We start from the raw sequence: 19,716 nt of genomic DNA on the forward strand, positions 1-19,716 counted from the left end.
CACCCGCGTCGAGGGCCCGGTCATGGGGGGGTAGACCTGCGCGACCTCGCGAAGGGGTGGTTCTACCCGTATCGCCGGAGCCTCGCCGGGGCTGAGATTGGCCCTCGGTTCGAAGTGAGGAGGACCCAACGTGACAACGATGCACGTGGGAGCCCGGCCCGCGGTTGCCCCAGGCAGGCTGTTCATCAGCGGTCGATGGGAACCGGCAGAGGCAGAGGCCGTCAGGGAACTGGTCGATCCTGCGACCGGGCAGAGGGCGGCGACCGTCGCCGAAGCCGGTGCCGGCGACGCCAGACGTGCGGCCGCCGTGGCGCTCAAGGCCTTCGAAGAAGGTCCCTGGCCCCGGATGAGCCCGCGCGAGCGGGGGCGCATCCTGATGCGCGCCGCCGAGTTGCTGCGACAGCACGCCGAGGAGTTCGCCCTTCTGGAGAGCTTCAACGTCGGAAAGCCCATCACGCTCACCCGGCGCGTCGACATCCCGATGGCGATCGAGACCTTCGAGTACTACGGCAATCTCGCAGCAGGCATCGAAGGCGCGGTCCGGACGCCTGCCGCCCCCGCTCTGGCGTACACCCGGCGGGAGCCGATCGGTGTGGTCGCGGCGATCACCCCGTTCAACTTCCCGCTCGTACTGTCCAGCAAGAAGATCGCCGCGGCCCTTGCCGCGGGAAACACCGTCGTACACAAGCCGGCCGCGGAGACCCCGCTCACCGCTCTCCGGCTCGCGGAAGTACTCCAGGAAGCCGGTCTGCCGGACGGCGCCTACAACGTGGTCACCGGGGATGCGGAAGCCGGACAGGCGCTGGTGTGCGATCCGAGGATCGCCAAGGTGGCGTTCACCGGCTCGACCGTCGTCGGAAAGAGAATCGTGGCCCTAGGGGCCGAGACCCTCACCCGGGTGACCCTGGAACTGGGCGGCAAGAGCGCCAATCTCGTCTTCGCCGACGCCGATCTGGATGCCGCCGTGCCCACGGCGGTCAAGGCGTTCACCTTCAACACGGGACAGTTCTGCATGGCGGGCAGCCGGCTTCTCGTCGAGCGGCCCGTCTACGAGGAAGTACTCGAGCGGCTGAGCGCAGTCTGTGCGCAGATCAAGGTCGGCGACCCGCTGAGTGAGGAGACCATGGTCGGGCCCCTGGCGGGCCCCGCTCACCAGGCAAAGGTCGTCTCGTTCCTCGAACGGGCCCGGCGCGAGGGGATCGGTGTCACCAGCGCCCAGTGCCCGGACGGGCCGGGCTTCTACGTCGCCCCGACGGTGCTCACCGGCGTCGACCAGCAATCGGCCTTTGTCCAGGAAGAGATCTTCGGGCCGGTCCTGACCGTCCAGCCCTTCGACACCGAGGGCGAGGCCGTGCGGATGGCCAACGGAACTCCCTACGGCCTCGCCGCCGGCCTGCAGACCCGGGACGTCTCCCGTGCGCATCGCGTCGCAGCGCGCCTCGAAGCGGGAACGGTGTGGGTCAACACGTGGGCTGCCATGGACATCTCCATGCCGATAGGCGGCTACAAGCAGTCCGGATACGGACGGGAAAACGGCCCCGAGGGCTTGGACGAATACCTGCAGACCAAATCGGTCATCGTGGCCCTGTAGGCATCGACGGAGAAAGAAAAAGGCATCATGCATTCCACTACAGCAGCCATAATCGAAGGCCCGGGTGCCCCGTTCACCTTTACCGAAGTAATGCTCGACGAACCTCGCAAGGACGAGGTCCTGGTACGGATGGTCGCCGCCGGCCTGTGTCACAGCGATCTCAACGTACAGGCGGGCCGGATGCCCTTCCCGCTGCCCGGGGTCATCGGCCACGAAGGAGCCGGAATCGTCGAGCAGGTCGGGTCCTCCGTCACCAAGGTCCGGCCCGGCGACAAGGTCCTGTTGAGTTTCACGTCCTGTGAACACTGCACCAACTGCCGCAATGGCCACCCGGCCTACTGCGACACCTGGCTGCCCCGCAATGTGACCGGAGGCAAGCGCAGCGACGGGAGCTCTCCGATCACGCGCGACGGCGTCCCGCTCGGTGGGCATTTCTTCGGCCAGTCCTCCTTCGCAGAGGCGGCCGTCGTCGACGCTCGCAGCGTGGTGAAGGTGGACCCCGAAGCCGACCTGACGGTGCTCGCGCCGCTGGGCTGCGGCGTCCAGACCGGAGTCGGTACCGTCTGGAACGTCCTGGCTCCCAGACCCGGTGAGAGCCTGGCCGTCTTCGGCGCCGGCGCGGTGGGCCTGTCGGCGATCATGGCCGCGGCAGCTCTGCCCTCGGGTGAGATCATCGCGATCGACCGTGTGTCGTCCCGGCTCGAGCTCGCCCTGGAACTCGGCGCCCAGCACACCATCAACACCACCGAAGTGGATCCGGCGACCGCGCTGGCAGAGATCACCGGTGGACGCGGCGTCGACAACGCAGTGGACACCACCGGAATTCCCGCCCTCCTCCGCACCGCCGTCGACGCCCTCAGCACCGGCGGAGCGTGCGCGGTCGTCGGCGTGGCCCCTCCCGGCGTCGACGTGGCGCTGGACATGCACGATCTGCTGCTCGGCAGGCGCGTGCTGGGCGTGACGCTGGGGGACGGCGAGCCGGAGACCCTGCTGCCCCGGATGGCCACGCTGCATCGGCAGGGAAAGCTCCCGCTGGAAAAGCTGATCAAGCACTACAAATTCAGGGACCTGAACACCGCTGCCCGCGAAATGCACGACGGGGCGACGATCAAACCGGTCATGCTGTTCTAGTTCCCGATTCTGTTGAAAACGCATGGCGGAGCCATGAGAGAGGCAACAGGTGGGCTGACGATGCAAAAAGAAAATAGGCAAGACGCGATGCTTCCCGGCAGTGTCGACACTGCGGAAGTATCGATCGAAGAATTCTGTGGTGCGCTCGCATCGCGCGATATGGCGGGCCTGTGGAGCAGGCCGCCGATGCCGGCCCACCCGATTCCGCAGACGCGTGCGCATCTGTGGCGCTGGGACACCGTCGCCCCGCTGGCTCGGCAGGCGGGAAGGGTTCTGGAGGTCGACGAAGGAGCGGCTCAGCGGCGGGCACTGCAGTTCTGCAACCCGGGACTGCGCATCGGAACGACAGAAGCCCTGTTCGGTGCCTACCAGTATCTGGATCCGGGTGAGAAGGCGCCGGCCCATCGGCATTCTCCGGCAGCGATCCGGTTCATGATGACCGGCTCGAGTGTCTACACCACCGTCGACGGAGACGCCTGCTGGATGGAGCCCGGCGACTTCGTCCTCACGCCCAGCTGGACGTGGCACGATCACACCAACCAGAGCGGTGAGCCCGCGATCTGGCTCGATGTGATCGACGTGGTGATGGTCGCCACCTTGGAATCGATCTTCTTCGAGGACCATCCGACCGGAATGCAGGATGTCGCGGGTTTCTCCCTCTCGGAGGAGAAATTCGGGCATGCGGGACTTCAGCATTCCGACGGCGCCGCCTGGCCGAAACCGTACTCGCCGCTGCTGCGCTATCCCTATGCCCAGGTCGATGCCGCACTGGATGCGTTGCAGAAGCAGAGTGACGACTCCAGCGTGACGCTGGAGTACAAGAATCCGGTCACCGGCGGCCCTGCACTGCCCACCCTCACCTGCCAGATGACGAGGATTCGTCCGGGAAAGCCCACGGCCCCCCGACGTCAGACCGGCGGCCAGATCCACACCGTGTTCCGCGGCCGCGGCAGGTCCGTGATCGGCGGAAAGGAATTCACCTGGGGTCCGGGTGACGTCTTCGTCGTCCCGTCCTGGGTGCCCGTCGAGCACGAAGCGGAAGAGACCGCCGACCTCTTTGTCGCCAGTGACCGGGCAGCCCTCGAGGCTTTGCATCTCTACCGCGAGACCGAGCTGCCCGACCGGCAGAAGGTGACGGACACATTCGAGCCGGCCCCCGCGACGGACACCGACGAAGCGGTGCCCGCTGTCGGCCAAGGAAGGAGGGAACCGTGAGAATCGCAATTTCCGGAGGCGGGATCGGCGGACTCACCACCGCGTTGATGCTCCATGACGTCGGCATTGACGTGACCATTTACGAGGCGGTTCCCGAACCGCGACCGCTCGGCGTGGGAATCAACGTACTGCCCCACGCCATCCGGGAACTCGACCGAATCGGCGTCCTGGAGGAGCTGCTCCCCCTGGCAGTCGCCACCGAAGAGCTGTGCTACGTGAATCGGCACGGCCAGTTCCTGTGGCGGGAGCCGCGCGGGATATCGGCGGGATACCCGGTGCCGCAGCTCTCGATCCACCGGGGCAACTTCCAGATGGCCCTCCTGGACATCGTCCGCCGGCGCCTCGGCGAATCCGCGGTGCGCACGGGAATGAAGGTCAGCGGTTCCAACCCGGACAACCGCAAGGGCGCCGAGTTCCAGCTGATCGACAGCGTCACCGGCCGCACGTCCCAGGAGTCCGCGGATGTGCTGGTGGGCGCCGACGGTCTTCACTCGGCGCTCCGGAAGCAGCTCCACCCGAGCGACGGCAGTCCTCGATGGAGCGGGGAAGTGATGTGGCGCGGCACCACCATGGCGCCGCCGTTCCTCACCGGAAAGTCCATGACGCTGATCGGCACGCGCGGGCACAAGGTCGTGGCCTATCCACTCTCCGCTCCCGACGACCAGGGCAACGTCCTGATCAACTGGATTGCCGTCCTGGACCAGAGCTCGCGCCGGATCCCGCCCGTCGAATCCTGGAACGGGCCGGGAGATATCGAGGACTTCATCGACCAGTACGACTCGTGGTCGTTCCCGTGGCTCGACGTCGCGGCGCTGATGCGTGGCGCGCAGAGCGTCCACGTCTTTCCCATGGTCGACCGCGACGCACTGCCGACGTGGACCGCGGGACGGACGACCCTCTTGGGCGACGCGGCGCACCCCATGTTCCCCGTGGGCTCCAACGGAGCTTCCCAGGCGATCCTCGACGCGCGTGCGCTGACCCAGGCCCTCCTTGAGGAGGGCGATCCCGACATCGCTCTGGAGCGCTACGAAAGCGAACGCCTCGCCGCCACGGCGGGCGTCGTGGAAGCCAATCGCAGCCAGGGAGCCGCACGCATTCTCGACCTGGCCGAGGAACGTGCCCCCGAGGGCTTCACCGAGGTGGGCGAAGTCTTCGCTCCCGGGGAACGGGAGGCGCTCGCCGCCGCGTACCAACGCGTTGCCGGCTTCGCTCCGACAGCCCTGCGGCAGTAACACCAACCGAAAGAGACGGTCGTGACAACGATCGGAGGAGAACGACGATGGTGAATCCGGAGACTGACGTGGCGAATGCCGTCGCCCGCCTGCGTCAACGCAGCGGCGGCGACCTGATCGACGTCCATGCCCACTACACCCCGCCACTCACGGAAGCCGGGCTTGCGGGTCTGCTGGCCTCCTTCCGCGCCGGCAACTTCACCGCGCCGCCGGCCGGCCCCTGGTCGGTCGAAAGCGCCCTGGAGTTCATGGACGGTCATGGCATCTCGGTACAGATGCTGTCGAGCCCGAACCGGCTCACTCCCGACGTGGCGAAGACACACAACGACTTCGGGGCGAAGGTGGTGCGGGAACACCCCGACCGGTTCGGGCTGCTCGCCAACCTTCCGCTGATCGATCCGGCCGGCGCGGTATCGGAAGTCGCCCGCGCAACCGAGGAACTCGGCGCCGACGGATTCGTTCTCGTCACCAACTACGACGGCGCCTATCTGGGGGACCCTCGGTTCACCGATGTCTTCGCCGCGCTCGACGCCAAGAGGGCCACGGTCCTCCTGCATCCGGTGGTGCCTGCTGGCTTCGACGTGCTTGCGTGCGGACGCCCGGGGCCTGTCATCGAATTCCCCATGGACACGACGCGCACCATCGTCGACGCCATCTATGCGCGGGTCTTCCTGGACTTCCCGAACATCAACTTCGTCCTCTCGCATGCCGGCGGAGTCCTACCCGTCCTTGCCGAACGCATCAGTTCGACCGGCTTGCTGCCGTGGGTGAGCAATCCCCGCGGCGTGACCAAGGCAGAGGTGCGCCAGCAGATCGCCGGCCTGTTCTACGACACCGCGCTCGCGACATCACCCAACGCGCTTCTTCCACTCCTGGAGATCACGTCCCCCGATCACATCGTGTTCGGGTCCGACTATCCGCCGGGGGACCTCAAGGTGATCGAAGCCCATATGGACGCGCTGAGTCGGACCACCCTCCTCAGTGACCGACATCTGGCGCAGTTCTCGACCACTGCGACAACTCTCTTCCCGAACCTGACAGCACGCTCGGACGCATAGTCCAGAGCCCTCGAATCTTCCTGACGGAAGTCAAGCACCACCCGAGAAAGGAACTGCGATATGACGGCCAGTATCGGACGGCTGGGATCCCAGTCCGCGGTGCGTCGGTGGACGATGGATGAGTTCACCTTCACCTACATCGTCGACGGACCCATGTCGCTCACCCCCACCGGCTTCCTCAAGTCGTTCCCCGACGCCTACTGGCGCGAACACCCCGAGGCGCTGGACGAGGCGGGCGGCGTGCCGATGACGGCAGGCGGACTGCTCGTCGAGCGGGACGGCCACCGCATGCTCGTCGACGCCGGACTCGGTGTCATGAACGTCAACTCGCACTACGGGCCCATCCAGGGCGGCGCGATGCTGGAGACACTTGCGTCGGTCGGCTACGCGCCCGAGGACATCGATGTTCTCGCCCTGACCCATATCCACATCGACCACACGGGGTGGGCGTTCGTCCCGGACGGGAACGGCGCACGGAAGGCAACCTTCCCGTCGGCGTCGTATGTGATGTCGCGGCAGGAGTGGGAGCCGCTCTCCCAAGGGGTGCCGCCGGCCGACATGCCGGACCCGACCACCGTGGTGGAGCCGCTGCTGCACCACCCGAAGCTCACCCTCGTCGACGACGGCGGAGAGGTGGTGCCGGGCGTGACGGCACTCGTCACGCCCGGCCACACCCCCGGGCACGCCACCTACATCGTGACCTCGTCGAGCGGCAGGCGGCTGGTGGTCTTCGGCGACGCGTTCCACTCGCCCGCGCAGCTGACCCACCCCGACTGGGGCTCGGCACCCGACAGCCACACCGAGTCCGTGCAGGAAGCACGTGCCCGCGTGCTGTCGGAGCTGCTCAAGCCCGACACCTACGCCTTCGCCTTCCACTTCGGCGACCAGCCCTTCGGCCGTGTCGTCCGCGACGAGCAGGGCCAGGTCACCTGGGAGCCGATCCCCACGCACATTCTGTGACGCCTTTCTCGGCGTCCCGCACCACCTGAGTCACGCGGAACATCTCCTGGGCAGCGGTCGAGCATTCATGGCCGGCCGCTGCCCTCGTTCGGCACATTCCCTTCTCCGGCAGGTCATGCAAAGGACACTTCCATGGCTGTTGCAAAAGAAATATCGGTTGCGGATCCCACCCAAGTGGACCCGTCCACTCTCAAGCGTGTCACGGTCCTCGCCACTCTCGGAAACGTCCTCGAGTGGTACGACTTCACCGTTTACGGCTTCCTCGCCGTTCATATCGGAGCCACCTTCTTTCCCGAACAGGACGGCGTCACGTCGATCCTCGCGGCCTTCGCGGTCTTCGCGGTCGGGTTCATCGCCCGGCCGTTGGGAGCCTTTGTCCTCGGTCCGTTCATCGACCGCAAGGGACGCAAGTCGGTCATGCTTCTGTCGATGCTGCTGATGGCGTCCGGCTCTCTCCTTATCGGCCTCGCACCGGGGTACGCCGTCGCCGGCTCGCTCGGTGCGGTCATCATCGTCATCGGACGCCTCGCACAGGGATTCTCGGCCGGCGGCGAATTCGGGAGCTCGGCCGTCTTCCTCATCGAGTGGGCCCACCGCGGGCGCCGGGGATTCTTCGGGAGCTTCCATCAGGTCGCGACCTACGGTGGCCTGTTGCTCGGTGTGCTGGTCACCGCCGGGCTGACCGGCGCCCTGGGCTCGACGGCGATGCGCGACTGGGGTTGGCGTGTCCCCTTCGTCCTGGGCGCTCTGCTCGCCGTGGTCGCCCTGTTCCTGCGGAGACGCATAGAAGAGACCCCCGTCTTCACCGCGTCCCGCGGTCAGGCATCCACGCAGTCCGGCGCGGAGATCGACCACGGAACGAACCCGCGGCCGAGTGTCGGATTCCTGCTGACGGTCGGGGTGGTCGCTCTCTGGGGAGTGACGGCCATGGTCGCGCTCACGTACATGCCCAGCTACGCCTCGGAGTTCCTGGACATCGAGCTGCAGACCTCCCTGGTGGCGACGCTCATCGGCGCGATGGTGACGGTTGTCCTGCTGCCTGTCGCGGGCCATCTCTCAGACAGGTTCGGGCGTAAAGCCCTGATCGTGTTCAGTGCCGTGGGCTACGTGGTGCTGCCGTATCCGCTCTTCCAGCACATGGTCGACAACAGGTCGTTCGGGTCGCTGGTGATCGCGCAACTGGTCTTCGCGGTGTTCACGGCGGCCATCGCCGGCACCGGCTCCGCAACGATCACGGAGCTCTTCAGCGCCAAGCACCGCGGCTCGCTGGTCTCCATGGGCTCGGCAACCGCTGTGACTGTCTTCGGCGGCTTCGGCGCGATCATCTGCACCTGGCTCATCGACGTGACGGACAGCGCCGTGTCTCCCGCCTTCTACATCTCCGGCGTCGCGTTGATCACGCTCGTGGCGGGACTGTTCCTGCCCAGAAACCTCGCAAGCGGCGACCTGCGGAGGTGAGAGTCCGGGGCGCGGGACACCGCGGACGGTATTCATGGAGAGGAAAGTACGTTGAAACTGAGCCTGTTCGACGATTTTCGGCTCGGCGTTTGGGCACGGGACGATTCGATAGTCGACGTGACAAGTGTGCTGCCGGAGACAACTCGTCCATCGGATCGTATGAGTGCGCTGATAGCGGACTGGGCGAGGATCGAGCCCAAGATCCGGGACGCCGCACGCAGCACCGGAACACCCCGCTCACAGGTCACGTTCGGACCGCCCCAGCCAAGACCGTCGAAGATCCTCGCCGCCCCGGTCAATCACGGTCCGCATCGTGAGGAGATGATCGCTGCGGGAGCCTTCAAGGACGTGCCGGGAACGATCGAGAAGTATGTCGCTTTCCTCAAGGCACCTTCATCGATCGTCGGGCCGGACGGATCGATTGAGCATCCTGATCCCACGCGTCGCATCGACTACGAAGCCGAACTCGGCATCGTCATCGGTGCCCCGGCACGCCACGTATCCCGTGGGAACGCACTGAGCCACGTCTTCGGTTATCTCGCCCTGATCGACGTGACGATGCGGGGCGACGAGGACCGCTCGTATCGCAAGAGCTTCGACACCTTCACGCCGCTGGGGCCGGCCATCGTCACCGCGGACGAGATCCCGGACCCGTCGGTGCTCGAGCTCGAGCTGAGCGTCAACGGTCGTCTTCGCCAGAAGGGGAGGGTCGCCGACCTCATCTACGACGTCCCGCAGCTCATCGAAGTGTATTCCCGGGCGATGACGCTCGAGCCGGGAGACATCATCGCGAGCGGTACCCCGGACGGGGTCGGACCGCTGAGCCCCGGTGACGAGGTGTCGCTGGAGGTGTCGCAGGTGCCGCCGCTCACCATCCGCGTCACGGCCCGCGACCCGCTCCACCAGCCGTCCGTACCAGGGACGCGGTGACGACCGCCTCCCCCTCGGGCGGGTGCTGCCTCTCCACACCCGTCTGACCCGGGCCCCGGGCTACCGCGCCATGGGGCACCACGGCACCAACGACGACACGGGCGCGGACCGGCTCCACCAGCCGTACGCCACCCGGCCTACTGAAATGGACCCTGATGAAGGAAGAGATCGACGAGACCGTACGTGCCAGCCGAGCCTTGGCCGCTGCCGGTCTGACCGACATGGTGTGGGGGCACGCCGCCGTCCGTGACCCGGTTGGCGACGGCGTCTGGATGAAGGCCTCCGGCTGGGGATTCGAGGAGATTCTCGCCGAGCGGGTGCTGTTGGTCAGCCGCGAGGGTGAGGTCCTCCACGGCGAGGGCAAGCGGCACATCGAGTACCCGATCCACACCGAGATCATGGCGAGGCGCCCGGACGTCGGCTGCGTCGTGCACACGCACGCACCCGCCCTGAGCGCCTTCGCCTCCCTCGACACACCCCTGCTGCCCATCTCCCACGACGGCGTCGTGTTCTGCGATCCGCAAGTGCCGCGCTTCACCGAGACGGGTGCGCTCATCGCGACCCGCGAGCTCGGCGCGGCGCTCGCCGAGACGATCGGTGAGGGCCCCGCATGCCTCATGCCGCGGCACGGAGCCGTCACCGTCGGTCCAAACGCCGCAACTGCCGTCATGTACGCCGTTCTGCTGGAACGGGCGTGCCGTACGCAACTCATGGCCATGGCCGCCGGAGGCCCCAAGACATGGTCCGACGATGCCGAGGCGGCCTTCAAACGCAACCAGGTCTGGAACCCCGCCCAGCGGGACGCAGGCTGGAACTACCTGCAGCGTCTCTCGGAAGAGAGCCTGTAAGCGACGGAGTCCTTGGAAAGAGAGAGCAGACGACTACGGCGAGCCGGCCGATGGCCGGAACGACCGCCACCGAGGAGCAGTGGAACGAGGTCCCCGGCCGCCCGCCCGTTCCTGTGCTTCCCAACCAAGGTGCGCCGACCGCCGGCTCGTCCAGGAGGCGGCCGACGGCGCAGCCGAGCGCGTGACCGTGGACGCGGACCGAGGTGAGCGGGATACCGACGGTCTGAGCAGCGGCGATGTCGTGGTAGCCGACCAACTGCGGCACGCAGTGCACGCGTGCCCCAGGCGGATCGCGATCGTCAGCGGCCCGATGGAGTGAGTCGTCGCCATGACCGTGAGACCGGTGGAGGCTGTCGCCGTCGCTGTCGCGTACTACTCAAGTCCTTCCCGACTCAGGGGCACGACGCCCCGCTCCATGCGACCGGCGTCGTCGCCAGCGCGGTCCAGGGTGTCGCCTGCGGCGCCGCAACCCGCCTCAGTCGTGCCTCTGACGGTGTCGTGTTCGCCAAGACCGCAAGGGTCGCCGCGTTCCTATGGATCGTCGGCATGGCCTCACACTTCAGATTCGAGTACTGGGCCACCCACAGCGGTTCCCAAAGCCTCGCGCGGTTCAGCTGCGACAATCTGATTTCCAGTGCCGACGCCTGGACCGCCGCGTTGCTGCTGGCCGTGGCGCAGGTCATGGGTCGGCTCGCCGTGGTGTACGACAGGGCGAGCCGGGTCTCCGTTCGCGGACTCCGGCACGGTGCTGAGGCGGGCCGCCGGCACACCGGCCAAAAAGACGGCCAAGGTCCAGGCACTGCTCCCGGCAGGCACACAGACGTCCGTCCGAACCAGCCGGTTCAGCAAGGACGCCCTGAGCAGGATCCAGAAGACGCTGACCGCCCGCGCGTGGAACAGCGACGCCGACAACACTCTTGCACAGCGTCTACCCCGGCGCTGTCGACGTACAGCGGGCCCGCCTCGAATCGGCGCGTACCCCGCCGTCCGTCGCGCCGCATCCGGCGAGGCAGGCCAGCAGACAGGCGGTGAGCGAGGCGCCCAGCACCGAACGGCGACGAGGCATGGACGTCTCCCCCGTGCGATGAGTGCTCCACCTGGAATAGTGCATGTCCGCACATGGGTGATTGGTTGGAATTCGTACATAATGTTCGCAACAGTGACCATTTGCTACTTTGCGGCGCGGTCGTACGGCCAGTTGACTGCCAAGCCGCCCGCACTCCGCGCCGTCACTCCGCAAGCAGTCTGCGCAGCCACTGGACGCGTGCGGCGCGGGTGGCCACGGAGATCGCCGCCTGCGGGGCGTTGAACTCGTAGCCGTGGAAGCCGCCGGGCCAGACGTGGAGTTCTGCGACACCGCCGGCCTGCCAGATGCGCGAGGCGTACGTGACGGCCTCGTCGCGGAAGGTCTCCGCGGAGCCGACGTCCAGGAAGGCCGGGGGCAGCCCTGACAGATCCTCGGCCCGGGCCGGCGCGGCGTACGGAGACACGTCCGCCGTACCGCGCCGCGCACCGAGCAGCGCGGTCCAGCCGGTCTCGTTGGCGGCGCGGTCCCAGAGGTCGAGTCCCGCCATCTGGTGTACGGACGGGGTGTCGTTGCGGTCGTCGAGCATCGGGGACATCAACACCTGGCCGATCGGCCGCGGACCCTTGCGGTCGCGGGTGAGGAGCGTCAGCGCCGCCGCCAGACCGCCGCCCGCGCTGACGCCCGCGACGACGATCCGCTCGGCGTCACCGCCGATCTCGTCGGCGTGCTCCGCTGTCCACAGCAGCCCGGCGTACGCGTCCTCGATCGGGGCGGGGTGCGGGTGTTCGGGAGCGAGCCGGTACTCCACGGACACCACCACAGCGCCCAACCCCTGTGCCCAGTCCAGGACCACGTCCAGGGTGCTCCTGCTGTCCCCCATGACCATCCCGCCACCGTGGATGTAGAAGACGACCGGCAGTGGGGAGACGGACGTGGCGGGGCGGCAGATCAGCAGTGATATGTCGGGGGCGCCTTCGGGGCCCGGCACCGTCCGGTCCTCGACAGTGAAGAATCCGTCACGGCCCAACTCCTCGTCGCTCACGACGTACGCAAGCCCGAGTTGACGGTGTTCGGTGATCGTCTCGGACGTGAACGGCGGGAACGACCCGTCGAACATGGCGAGAGCAGCGGCGGCCTCGCGGTCGAACGGGGGTGGTGTCGGTGTCATGACGCCCTTACGTTGCGTTGAAGTGTGCAGTCCGCCATGCGTGGGGGCCGGACCGGCCGTGTCAGGCCGTTGCCGTGGTGACGAGGACCTTGACCTGTTCCGGGTCGAGGGAGGCGGCGAACGCCTTGCCCGCTTCCTCCAGGGGAAAGGTGGCGGTGACGATGTCGTCGGTGTTGACCGCACCCGAGGTGATCAGGGACATCGCGGTGCGATAGTCGTCGGCCGTGTACATCAGGGTGCCCTCGATGCGGATTTCACGGTCCTGGACGAGGTCGAGGCGGATCGGGGTGGTGCCGGGGGCACCGACGCCGACGACGATGATCTGGCCGCCCTTGGCCACGAGGTCGATGGCCTGGGCCATGGACTGTTCGCGGGCGACGCAGTCGAACACCACGTCGGCAGGGCCGCCGAGAGCGGCATCGGCCTGGGCGGTGAGGTCGGCGGCGTCGGCCGGCAGGCCGGCGTCCGCGCCGAGCCGTACGGCCCTGTCCCGTTTGGTGTCGAGGAGGTCGGTGACCACGATACGCGGTCGGCGGGGATGGTGAAGAGGTCGGCCATGCCGCCGGGGGTCTGGCAGCCGAACACCTTCAGCTGCCGGCAGATGTTGTAGCGGCCGGAGCGGCACTGGGCGCACTCGCCGCAGTACAGGTTGGGCTCGACGATCACCCTGTCGCCGGGGGCGAAGTCCTCGGCTCCGCTGCCGGTTTCGGTGACCACGCCGACGACTTCGTGTCCTGGCCGGTAGGGCAGGTCGATGAAGGGGTGGTGGCCGAGGGCGGCGTGGGTGTCGGAGCCGCACACGCCGACGACCGTGCTGCGGATGAGGAGCTCGTCGTCGCCGGGCACCGGTGCGGGAACCTCTTCGAGTGTGATGTCGTCGATGGAGCGGACGAGCACACGGCGGTTGGGCTGGGACATGGTCAGTGCTCCGTTCGGTGCGGATGGTCAGGCGGCGGTACGGGGAAAGGGCTGGACCTGGATCTTGCGTCCGAGGCCGGCCTGGAAGCGGGCGACGGCGTCGGGATAATCATCGAGGCGCAAGCGGTCGCTGATGAAGATGTCCGGGTCGATCACCCCGGTGGTGAAGAGGTCGGCGGCCCGTTCGTAACTGTGCAGGACGGCCATGGAGCCGGCGATGGTGATCTCCTGGTTGTAGATCTTGTACGGCTCGATCTCGACCCGGGTGGCGTAGTCGGCGACGCCGAACTGCAGGTAGGTGCCGCCCTTGGCGACGCGGCCCAGGCCGTCCTGGATGGCGGCGGCGTTGCCGGTGGCGTCGATGACGACGTCCCAGCCGGGCCGGTCGAGTTCGTCCGCCGTCGCCGCGGCCTCCGAGCAGCCCAGCTGGGTCGCGGTGGCCAGGCGGTCGGGGTTGATGTCGACGACGTCGACGCGGGCCGCGCCGGTGCGCTTGGCGAGTTGCAGCATCATCAGCCCCATGGTTCCGGCGCCGTAGATCAGAACATGGGAGGCGAGGGTGGAGCGCAGCACGTCGTAGCCGCGGACCGCGCAGGACAGCGGTTCTATGAGGGCGGCGTCGGCGGTGGCGATGTGATCGGGCAGGGGTACGCAGTTGGCGGCCGGGGCGGCGACGTACTCGGCGGCTGCCCCGGGGTGGGTGACGCCGATGGCGGAGAAGCGCTCGCACAGGTTGTTGCGTCCGATGCGGCAGTAGTGGCAGGTGAAGCAGGGCAGCGAGGGGTCCACGGCGACGCGGGTGCCCACCTGAAGGCCGGTGACGTGGGACCCGAGGGCGACGATCTCGCCCGCGAACTCGTGGCCGGGCACGATGGGCAGCGTGGGGGCGAACTCGCCCTGAAGGATGTGCAGGTCGGTGCCGCACAGACCGCAGGCGGCCACCGCCACCACGACCTCGTCCGGGGCCGGGGCGGGATCGTCGATGTCCGTCAGCTCGATACGGCCGGGTGCTGTGATGAGGGCGGCTTTCACTTCACGGCTCCCAGCGACAGGCCCTGGATGAGTTTGTCCTGGGCGGCGAATCCGGCGATGAGCACGGGGAGGGACACGGCCACGGCGGCTGCGCACACCTTGGCGAGGAAGAGCCCCTGACTGGTGACGAAGCTGGTGAGGAAGACCGGTGAGGTGATGGAGCGCACCCCGGTCAGGACGCGGGCGAACAGCATCTCGTTCCAGCTGAAGATGAAGCAGATCAGCGAGGTGGCGGCGATGCCGGGTGCGGCCATGGGAATGATGATCTTGCGGAAGAGCGTGACGAGTCCGGCGCCGTCGATGGCCGCAGCCTCCAGGACGGCGACGGGGATCTCGGCGAGGAACGAGCGCATCATCCACACGGCGATCGGCAGGTTCATCGACGTGTAGAGGACGACCAGGAGCAGGACGTTGTCCAGCAGTCCCAGGTTCTGGGCGACCAGGTAGATCGGCAGCAGGCCGGCGACGGCGGGCAGCATCTTCGTGGACAGGAAGAAGAACATGACGTCCGACCACTTGCGCACCGGCCGGATCGACAGCGCGTAGGCGGCCGGGATCGCCAGGGCGAGCACCAGGAGGGTGGAGACGACGCTCGCCGTCGCGGAGTTGATCAGGGACGGCCAGGGGCTGGCGCCGGTGGAGGAGCCGAAGAACTCGCGGTAGCCGTCGAAGGTCAGGGGCGCGGAGAGGGAGGGCGGGTTGGTCGCGGCGTCCTGTTCGCTGTGGAAGGAGGTGAGCACCATCCACGCGATGGGCAGGAAGAAGAGGACGCCCGCCGCCCAGGCGCTCAGCCCCAACAGGGCACTGTTGCGCCGGGACCTGCCCGGCCGCCCGTCGGCCCGGGTGGGCTTCGGCATGACGCTCGTGCTCATGTCGTCTCCTCCTTGAGGAGCGAGGACACCAGGCGCAGCGCGACGGTGGCGACGACCATCGTGCCGATGACCACGATGACGCCGGCGGCGGATGCCTGGCCGTAGTCGTGTGCCTGGTAGAAGCTCTCGTAGATGGTGTAGGGCAGGTTGGCGGTACCGAGGCCGCCGGAGGTGATCGTGAAGACGGCGTCGAAGTTCTGCACCACGTAGATGGAGCCCAGCACGGCGGCCAGTTCCAGGTAGCGGCGCAGGTGCGGCAGGGTCAGGTAGCGGAAGATCTGCCGGCTTCCCGCACCGTCCACCCGGGCCGCCTCGATGGCGTCGAGGGGACGGCCCTGGAGCCCGGCGAGCAGGATCAGCATCATGAACGGCGTCCACTGCCAGACCAGCGACGCCGATACCGCGCCGAGCGGATGCTCGGTGATCCAGTCCGGCTGGGGCGGGTTGTGTGAGCCGAAGAGTTCCCATATCCAGGTCAGCACGCCGTTGAACAGCCCGTACTCGGGGTTGAACAGGGCGTGCTTCCACAGCAGGGCGGCGGCGACCGGGACGACGAGGAACGGTGCGATGAGCATGGTGCGTACGACGGCGCGTCCGCGGAACCTCCGGTCGAGGAGCAGCGCCAGGCCGAGTCCGAGGACCAGGCTGATGAGGACCACCGTGGCGGTGAGCGTGATGGTGGTCAGGACGGAGGAGCGCAGGTCGGCGTCGCTGAAGACGTGGGTGTAGTTGCCGAAGCCGGTGAAGCCGCGCCGGCCGGGTGCCAGCGCGTTCCACTCCATGAAGGAGATCACCAGGGTCGCCACGAACGGCAGCTGAGTGACGATCACCATGAACACCAGGGCTGGCATCAGGGGTGCTCGCCGGGCCCAGGCCACCGCCCGGGCCGACGGCCGGCGGTGCGGCCGGGCCGCCTCAGGGCCGCGGCCGGAGCCCGGCACCCGGGATGGCCTGAGGTGGTGGGTGGGTGTGCTGGTCATGGTGCGTTTCACGCTCCGTGGGTGTCAGTTCTTGCGGTACTTCGCGGCGACGTCTTCGGCGAGCTGCTGGCCCTTGTCCAGGGCGTCCGAGACCGAGGTGCGGCCGGCGATCGCAGAGCTGACCTCCTGGGACACCTTGGTGCCCAGGTCGGGGAATTCGGGGATGTCGACGAACTGGACACCGACGGTCGGGCGGGGCTGCAGTCCGGGGTTGCGCGGGTCGGCGCTGTTGATGGCGTCCTCGGTGGCCTTGTAGAACGCGCCGGCCGCCTGCTGGTAGGCGGGGTTGGCGTAGGTGGAGGCGCGCTTGCCTGCCGGGACCCGCTCCCAGCCGAACTCCTTGCCGACCAGCTCCTCGTACTTCTTGCTGGAGGCCCAGGCGATGAACTTGGCGGCGTTGTCCTGGTGCTTGGACGCCTTCTGGATCGCCCATGCCCACGAGTACAGCCAGCCGGAGCTCTTCGTCTTCTCCACCGGCGCCGCGACGTAGCCGACCTTGCCCACGACGGGTGAGTCCTTGCTCTCCACCGATCCGGCGGCCGAGGTGGCGTCGTACCACATGGCGGTCTTGCTCTGCTGGAAGCTGTTGAGGCACTCGGTGAAGCCGGCCTGCGGGGCGCCCGCTTCGCCGTGCTCGCGGACGAGGTCGACGTAGAACTTCGTGGCCTTCTCGAACTCGGGCGCGTTGACCTTCGCCTCCCAGTCCTTGGTGAACCACGTACCGCCGAAGGTGTTGACCACCGTGGTGAGCGGGGCGAACACCTGGCCCCAGCCGGGCTGGCCGCGCAGGCAGATGCCCTTCATCCCGGACTCGGCGCCGTCCACCTTGGCCGCCAGGTCCGCGACCTGCTGCCAGGTCGGGTTGGCCGGCATGGTCAGGCCCTTCTCCTTGAAGACGTCCTTGCGGTACATCAGGAAGGACGACTCGCCGTAGAAGGGCTCCGCGTACAGCTTGCCGTCCTCGCCCTTCAGGCCTTCCGCGATCGGCTTGAGCACGTCGGACTGCTGGAAGGCGGCGCCCTTGGCGACGGTGTCGTCCAGCGGGGCGAGCCAGCCGTTCTTGCCGTAGATCGGGGCCTCGAAGTTGCTGATGGAGGCCACGTCGTAGGTCCCGGCCTGGCTGGAGAACTCCTGGCTGATCTTGTCCCGGACGTCGTTCTCCGGCAGCACCGTGTAGTTGACCTTGATCCCGGTCTCCTTGGTGAAGTTGTCTGCGGTCAACTTCTGCAGGTCCAGCATCTGCGGGTTGTTGACCATCAGCACGTTCACCGACTTGCCGCCGTCACTGCTGCTGCCTCCCCCGGCGCCGGCGCAGCCGGTGACGGCGAAGAGGGCGATGGAGGCTGTGCCGGCGAGGACGGCGTATCTGGGCGATGCCATGCGAGAGACCTCTCCCTCGTGGGTGATGGAGGAAGACACTCCGGCGCGCGTTCAGTGCTCCGCGGCCCTGAATGCCGGGACCACACCAGCTACCCTCTGCGACAAGAGGTCTGTGTATGGATGTGTCTTCCTTGTTAAGCCCTGTTTTTAGTTGGGTTTACGTGGGACGTCAATGGACTGGATGGAAGTTTTTTCGGCCACCTACCACGGGACAATCAGCCACCCATGTCCCCACGACCTGGAAAGCTCCCTCTCCACACCATTGACGCCCCACCAAAACCCAACTAAAAACAAGCATTAACAAGCGAGGCACACTACTCACTCTGAGTGAGGTCGAGAGGACGGTCATGTCGGACGCTCTACTGGTGGGCATGGATGTCGGCACGACGTCGTGCAAGGTCACGGTGTGCACGGTCGACGGACGTGAGGCCGCGACCGGGAAGGCCCCGTTGAGCTGGGAGGTCACCCGAGACGGCGTGGAGACGGACCCGGCCAATGTCCTTCAGGCCGTGGGTGCCGCTACCGTGCAGGCGCTCGCTCAGGTTCCCCAGGGCCCTGTGGTGGGTGTCGGCGTCGCCAGCATGGGCGAAGCAGGTGTGCTGCTCGATCGGCGAGGAGAGCCGATCGCTCCCGTCATCGCCTGGCACGACGACCGCGACCGCCGGCTCACCGAGCAACTTTCCGACGACCTGGGACCTGCCGAGTTCATCAGGTCCACCGGACTCCCCGTCCGACCGCAGTGGTCGCTGACCAAGCACCGCTGGCTGACCCAGCACTTCCCGGACGCGCAACAGGCGGTACGGCGGCTGGGCATCGCCGAGTGGGTCGTACGGGCCCTGGGCGGTGAGGAGGCCAGCGAGTTCTCCCTCGCGTCCCGCACGGGCTGGCTGCGGATCGACTCCGCGCAGTGGTGGCCCGCGTCACTGGAGTGGTCGGGCGCGAAGCCCTCGCTGCTTCCCCCGCTCGTCGCGGCGGGGACGCTCCTGGGCCGAGCGAACGCCTCCTGGGCCGGACCCCGCCTCCTCGGCGCGCACCTGACGGTGGCCGGTCACGACCATCTGGCCGCCGCGATCGGCGCCGACGCGGCGGGCGACGGCGATCAGCTCGACTCGTGCGGGACCGCCGAGGCACTGGTACGCACCGTCCCGGCCCCCCTCGGCGGGGACGCCGTCCAGCGGCTCGTGGCGGCCGACGTCACCGTGGGCCGCCATGCCCTCGCCGGCCGGCTCTCCCTGCTGGGCGACACCCGGGGCGGGCTGCTGCTGCAGAACGTTCAGCGTCTGCTCGGTTTCGACTCCGCCCAGCTGCCCGACCTCGACGCCGCCGCGTTGAAGCACCGCGACCCGGGCGTGACCGCCTCGCTGGAGGCGGACGGAACCGTGGCGCTGCACGGCATCGGCCGCAACGCCACTCCCGACCGGGCCTGGTACGCGGCCCTGGCGGCCGGCATGGAGCGGGCCGCGCGGATGGACACCGACATGGCCGCGGTCCTCGGCCCGCACCGCCGCACCGTCATGACCGGGGGCTGGTCACGCAGTCTCGGTGTACGGCAGTTGCGCGGCGAGGCATGGCACGACGTCACCGTCTCCCCGGTGCACGAAGCCGGCGGCCGTGGAGCCGCACTGCTGGGCGGTGTCGCGGCCGGCATCTACCCGAGCCCCGACGATCTGCCGACCGCGGCAACCGGCGGGCAACCGGACCGGGCGACGCAGTCACCGCCCCTCACCGCGGGGAGCAGCCAGTGAACGCCCTGCCCGGAGCCCGAAGGTTCACGGCGAACTCCCGGCGCACCTCTGCTTCTGGCCCCTCCTCGGTCGCGTGCTCGTCCGACGGCCGGGACCGTGGCCCGCACCAAGGAGAATCATCCCCACGGGAAAGACGCAGCCCCGAGGACGACTGCCGATCCCCCGCCCGTC

Annotated in this window: 17 protein-coding genes and 1 pseudogene; 10 read left to right on the forward strand and 8 right to left on the reverse strand. The window is 67.9% G+C overall.

Features of this window, described 5'->3' with window-relative positions:
• Positions 1–139 precede the first annotated feature (139 nt).
• The 9 genes from ACFYXF_RS13315 to ACFYXF_RS13355 all read left to right on the forward strand — a co-directional run bounded on the left by ACFYXF_RS13315 (position 140) and on the right by ACFYXF_RS13355 (position 10,423).
• Positions 140–1,591 (forward strand): aldehyde dehydrogenase family protein, encoded by a 1,452-nt coding sequence (locus ACFYXF_RS13315; protein ID WP_389349928.1) that lies wholly within the window; start codon positions 140–142, stop codon positions 1,589–1,591.
• Between the two features lie 90 nt (positions 1,592–1,681).
• Complete coding sequence (locus ACFYXF_RS13320) at positions 1,682–2,722, forward strand: NAD(P)-dependent alcohol dehydrogenase (RefSeq protein ID WP_389349656.1); 1,041 nt, start codon at positions 1,682–1,684, stop codon at positions 2,720–2,722.
• A 60-nt stretch (positions 2,723–2,782) separates the two neighbouring features.
• Positions 2,783–3,937, forward strand: coding sequence for a cupin domain-containing protein (locus ACFYXF_RS13325; protein ID WP_389349657.1), 1,155 nt, complete (start codon positions 2,783–2,785; stop codon positions 3,935–3,937).
• Entirely contained in the window at positions 3,934–5,169 is a 1,236-nt protein-coding gene (locus ACFYXF_RS13330; protein WP_389349658.1) for a flavin-dependent oxidoreductase, read from the forward strand. Before ACFYXF_RS13325 ends, ACFYXF_RS13330 begins: the two co-directional genes overlap by 4 nt.
• Positions 5,170–5,216: 47 nt before the next feature.
• Entirely contained in the window at positions 5,217–6,227 is a 1,011-nt protein-coding gene (locus ACFYXF_RS13335) for an amidohydrolase family protein (RefSeq protein ID WP_389349659.1), read from the forward strand.
• 60 nt (positions 6,228–6,287) lie between these two features.
• A complete protein-coding gene (locus tag ACFYXF_RS13340; protein ID WP_389349660.1) occupies positions 6,288–7,187 on the forward strand; it encodes an MBL fold metallo-hydrolase in 900 nt (299 codons plus the stop codon).
• A gap of 174 nt (positions 7,188–7,361) precedes the next feature.
• Positions 7,362–8,645, forward strand: coding sequence for an MFS transporter (locus ACFYXF_RS13345; RefSeq protein ID WP_389349661.1), 1,284 nt, complete (start codon positions 7,362–7,364; stop codon positions 8,643–8,645).
• Between the two features lie 51 nt (positions 8,646–8,696).
• Positions 8,697–9,575: a fumarylacetoacetate hydrolase family protein gene (locus ACFYXF_RS13350; protein WP_389349662.1), complete on the forward strand. Its 879-nt coding sequence runs from the start codon at positions 8,697–8,699 to the stop codon at positions 9,573–9,575.
• Positions 9,576–9,730: 155 nt separating this feature from the next.
• Positions 9,731–10,423 carry a class II aldolase/adducin family protein gene (locus ACFYXF_RS13355; RefSeq protein WP_389349663.1) on the forward strand — a complete coding sequence of 231 codons (693 nt, stop codon included), beginning with the start codon at positions 9,731–9,733 and terminating at the stop codon, positions 10,421–10,423.
• Positions 10,424–11,351: 928 nt separating this feature from the next.
• Here ACFYXF_RS13355 and ACFYXF_RS13360 read toward each other — a convergent pair.
• The 8 genes and pseudogenes from ACFYXF_RS13360 to ACFYXF_RS13395 all read right to left on the reverse strand — a co-directional run bounded on the left by ACFYXF_RS13360 (position 11,352) and on the right by ACFYXF_RS13395 (position 17,800).
• Positions 11,352–11,489: a hypothetical protein gene (locus tag ACFYXF_RS13360; RefSeq protein ID WP_389349664.1), complete on the reverse strand. Its 138-nt coding sequence runs from the start codon at positions 11,487–11,489 to the stop codon at positions 11,352–11,354.
• 163 nt (positions 11,490–11,652) lie between these two features.
• Positions 11,653–12,618 carry an alpha/beta hydrolase gene (locus ACFYXF_RS13365; protein WP_389349665.1) on the reverse strand — a complete coding sequence of 322 codons (966 nt, stop codon included), beginning with the start codon at positions 12,616–12,618 and terminating at the stop codon, positions 11,653–11,655.
• A 61-nt stretch (positions 12,619–12,679) separates the two neighbouring features.
• Positions 12,680–13,138: a zinc-binding dehydrogenase gene (locus ACFYXF_RS13370; protein WP_389349666.1), complete on the reverse strand. Its 459-nt coding sequence runs from the start codon at positions 13,136–13,138 to the stop codon at positions 12,680–12,682.
• Positions 13,139–13,197: 59 nt separating this feature from the next.
• Positions 13,198–13,536 (reverse strand): annotated as a pseudogene (locus ACFYXF_RS13375) (alcohol dehydrogenase catalytic domain-containing protein); the annotation flags it as partial.
• A 27-nt stretch (positions 13,537–13,563) separates the two neighbouring features.
• Positions 13,564–14,568 (reverse strand): zinc-dependent alcohol dehydrogenase family protein, encoded by a 1,005-nt coding sequence (locus ACFYXF_RS13380; protein ID WP_389349667.1) that lies wholly within the window; start codon positions 14,566–14,568, stop codon positions 13,564–13,566.
• Positions 14,565–15,425 carry a carbohydrate ABC transporter permease gene (locus tag ACFYXF_RS13385; RefSeq protein WP_389349929.1) on the reverse strand — a complete coding sequence of 287 codons (861 nt, stop codon included), beginning with the start codon at positions 15,423–15,425 and terminating at the stop codon, positions 14,565–14,567. Before ACFYXF_RS13385 ends, ACFYXF_RS13380 begins: the two co-directional genes overlap by 4 nt.
• A gap of 11 nt (positions 15,426–15,436) precedes the next feature.
• Complete coding sequence (locus ACFYXF_RS13390) at positions 15,437–16,420, reverse strand: carbohydrate ABC transporter permease (RefSeq protein ID WP_389349668.1); 984 nt, start codon at positions 16,418–16,420, stop codon at positions 15,437–15,439.
• A 24-nt stretch (positions 16,421–16,444) separates the two neighbouring features.
• The gene (locus ACFYXF_RS13395; protein WP_389349669.1) at positions 16,445–17,800 is read right to left on the reverse strand and encodes an ABC transporter substrate-binding protein; all 1,356 of its coding nucleotides are present in this window, start codon (positions 17,798–17,800) and stop codon (positions 16,445–16,447) included.
• Between the two features lie 347 nt (positions 17,801–18,147).
• Here ACFYXF_RS13395 and ACFYXF_RS13400 point away from each other — a divergent pair, with 347 nt between their 5' ends.
• A complete protein-coding gene (locus ACFYXF_RS13400) occupies positions 18,148–19,545 on the forward strand; it encodes an L-fuculokinase (RefSeq protein WP_389349670.1) in 1,398 nt (465 codons plus the stop codon).
• Positions 19,546–19,716: the final 171 nt, after the last annotated feature.

This window comes from Streptomyces sp. NPDC002680 (assembly GCF_042889145.1).
In the GTDB taxonomy this organism is placed as follows: Bacteria; Actinomycetota; Actinomycetes; order Streptomycetales; family Streptomycetaceae; genus Streptomyces; species Streptomyces adonidis.

Bases quoted from the DNA above. Each gene is read 5' to 3' on its own strand.
- ACFYXF_RS13335 (WP_389349659.1), top strand. From the start codon at position 5,217: ATGGTGAATCCGGAGACTGACGTGGCGAATGCCGTCGCCCGCCTGCGT.
- ACFYXF_RS13395 (WP_389349669.1), bottom strand. From the start codon at position 17,800: ATGGCATCGCCCAGATACGCCGTCCTCGCCGGCACAGCCTCCATCGCC.
- ACFYXF_RS13340 (WP_389349660.1), top strand. From the start codon at position 6,288: ATGACGGCCAGTATCGGACGGCTGGGATCCCAGTCCGCGGTGCGTCGG.
- ACFYXF_RS13315 (WP_389349928.1), top strand. From the start codon at position 140: ATGCACGTGGGAGCCCGGCCCGCGGTTGCCCCAGGCAGGCTGTTCATC.
- ACFYXF_RS13325 (WP_389349657.1), top strand. From the start codon at position 2,783: ATGCAAAAAGAAAATAGGCAAGACGCGATGCTTCCCGGCAGTGTCGAC.
- ACFYXF_RS13365 (WP_389349665.1), bottom strand. From the start codon at position 12,618: ATGACACCGACACCACCCCCGTTCGACCGCGAGGCCGCCGCTGCTCTC.
- ACFYXF_RS13320 (WP_389349656.1), top strand. From the start codon at position 1,682: ATGCTCGACGAACCTCGCAAGGACGAGGTCCTGGTACGGATGGTCGCC.
- ACFYXF_RS13360 (WP_389349664.1), bottom strand. From the start codon at position 11,489: ATGCCTCGTCGCCGTTCGGTGCTGGGCGCCTCGCTCACCGCCTGTCTG.
- ACFYXF_RS13390 (WP_389349668.1), bottom strand. From the start codon at position 16,420: ATGACCAGCACACCCACCCACCACCTCAGGCCATCCCGGGTGCCGGGC.
- ACFYXF_RS13385 (WP_389349929.1), bottom strand. From the start codon at position 15,425: ATGCCGAAGCCCACCCGGGCCGACGGGCGGCCGGGCAGGTCCCGGCGC.
- ACFYXF_RS13355 (WP_389349663.1), top strand. From the start codon at position 9,731: ATGAAGGAAGAGATCGACGAGACCGTACGTGCCAGCCGAGCCTTGGCC.
- ACFYXF_RS13400 (WP_389349670.1), top strand. From the start codon at position 18,148: ATGTCGGACGCTCTACTGGTGGGCATGGATGTCGGCACGACGTCGTGC.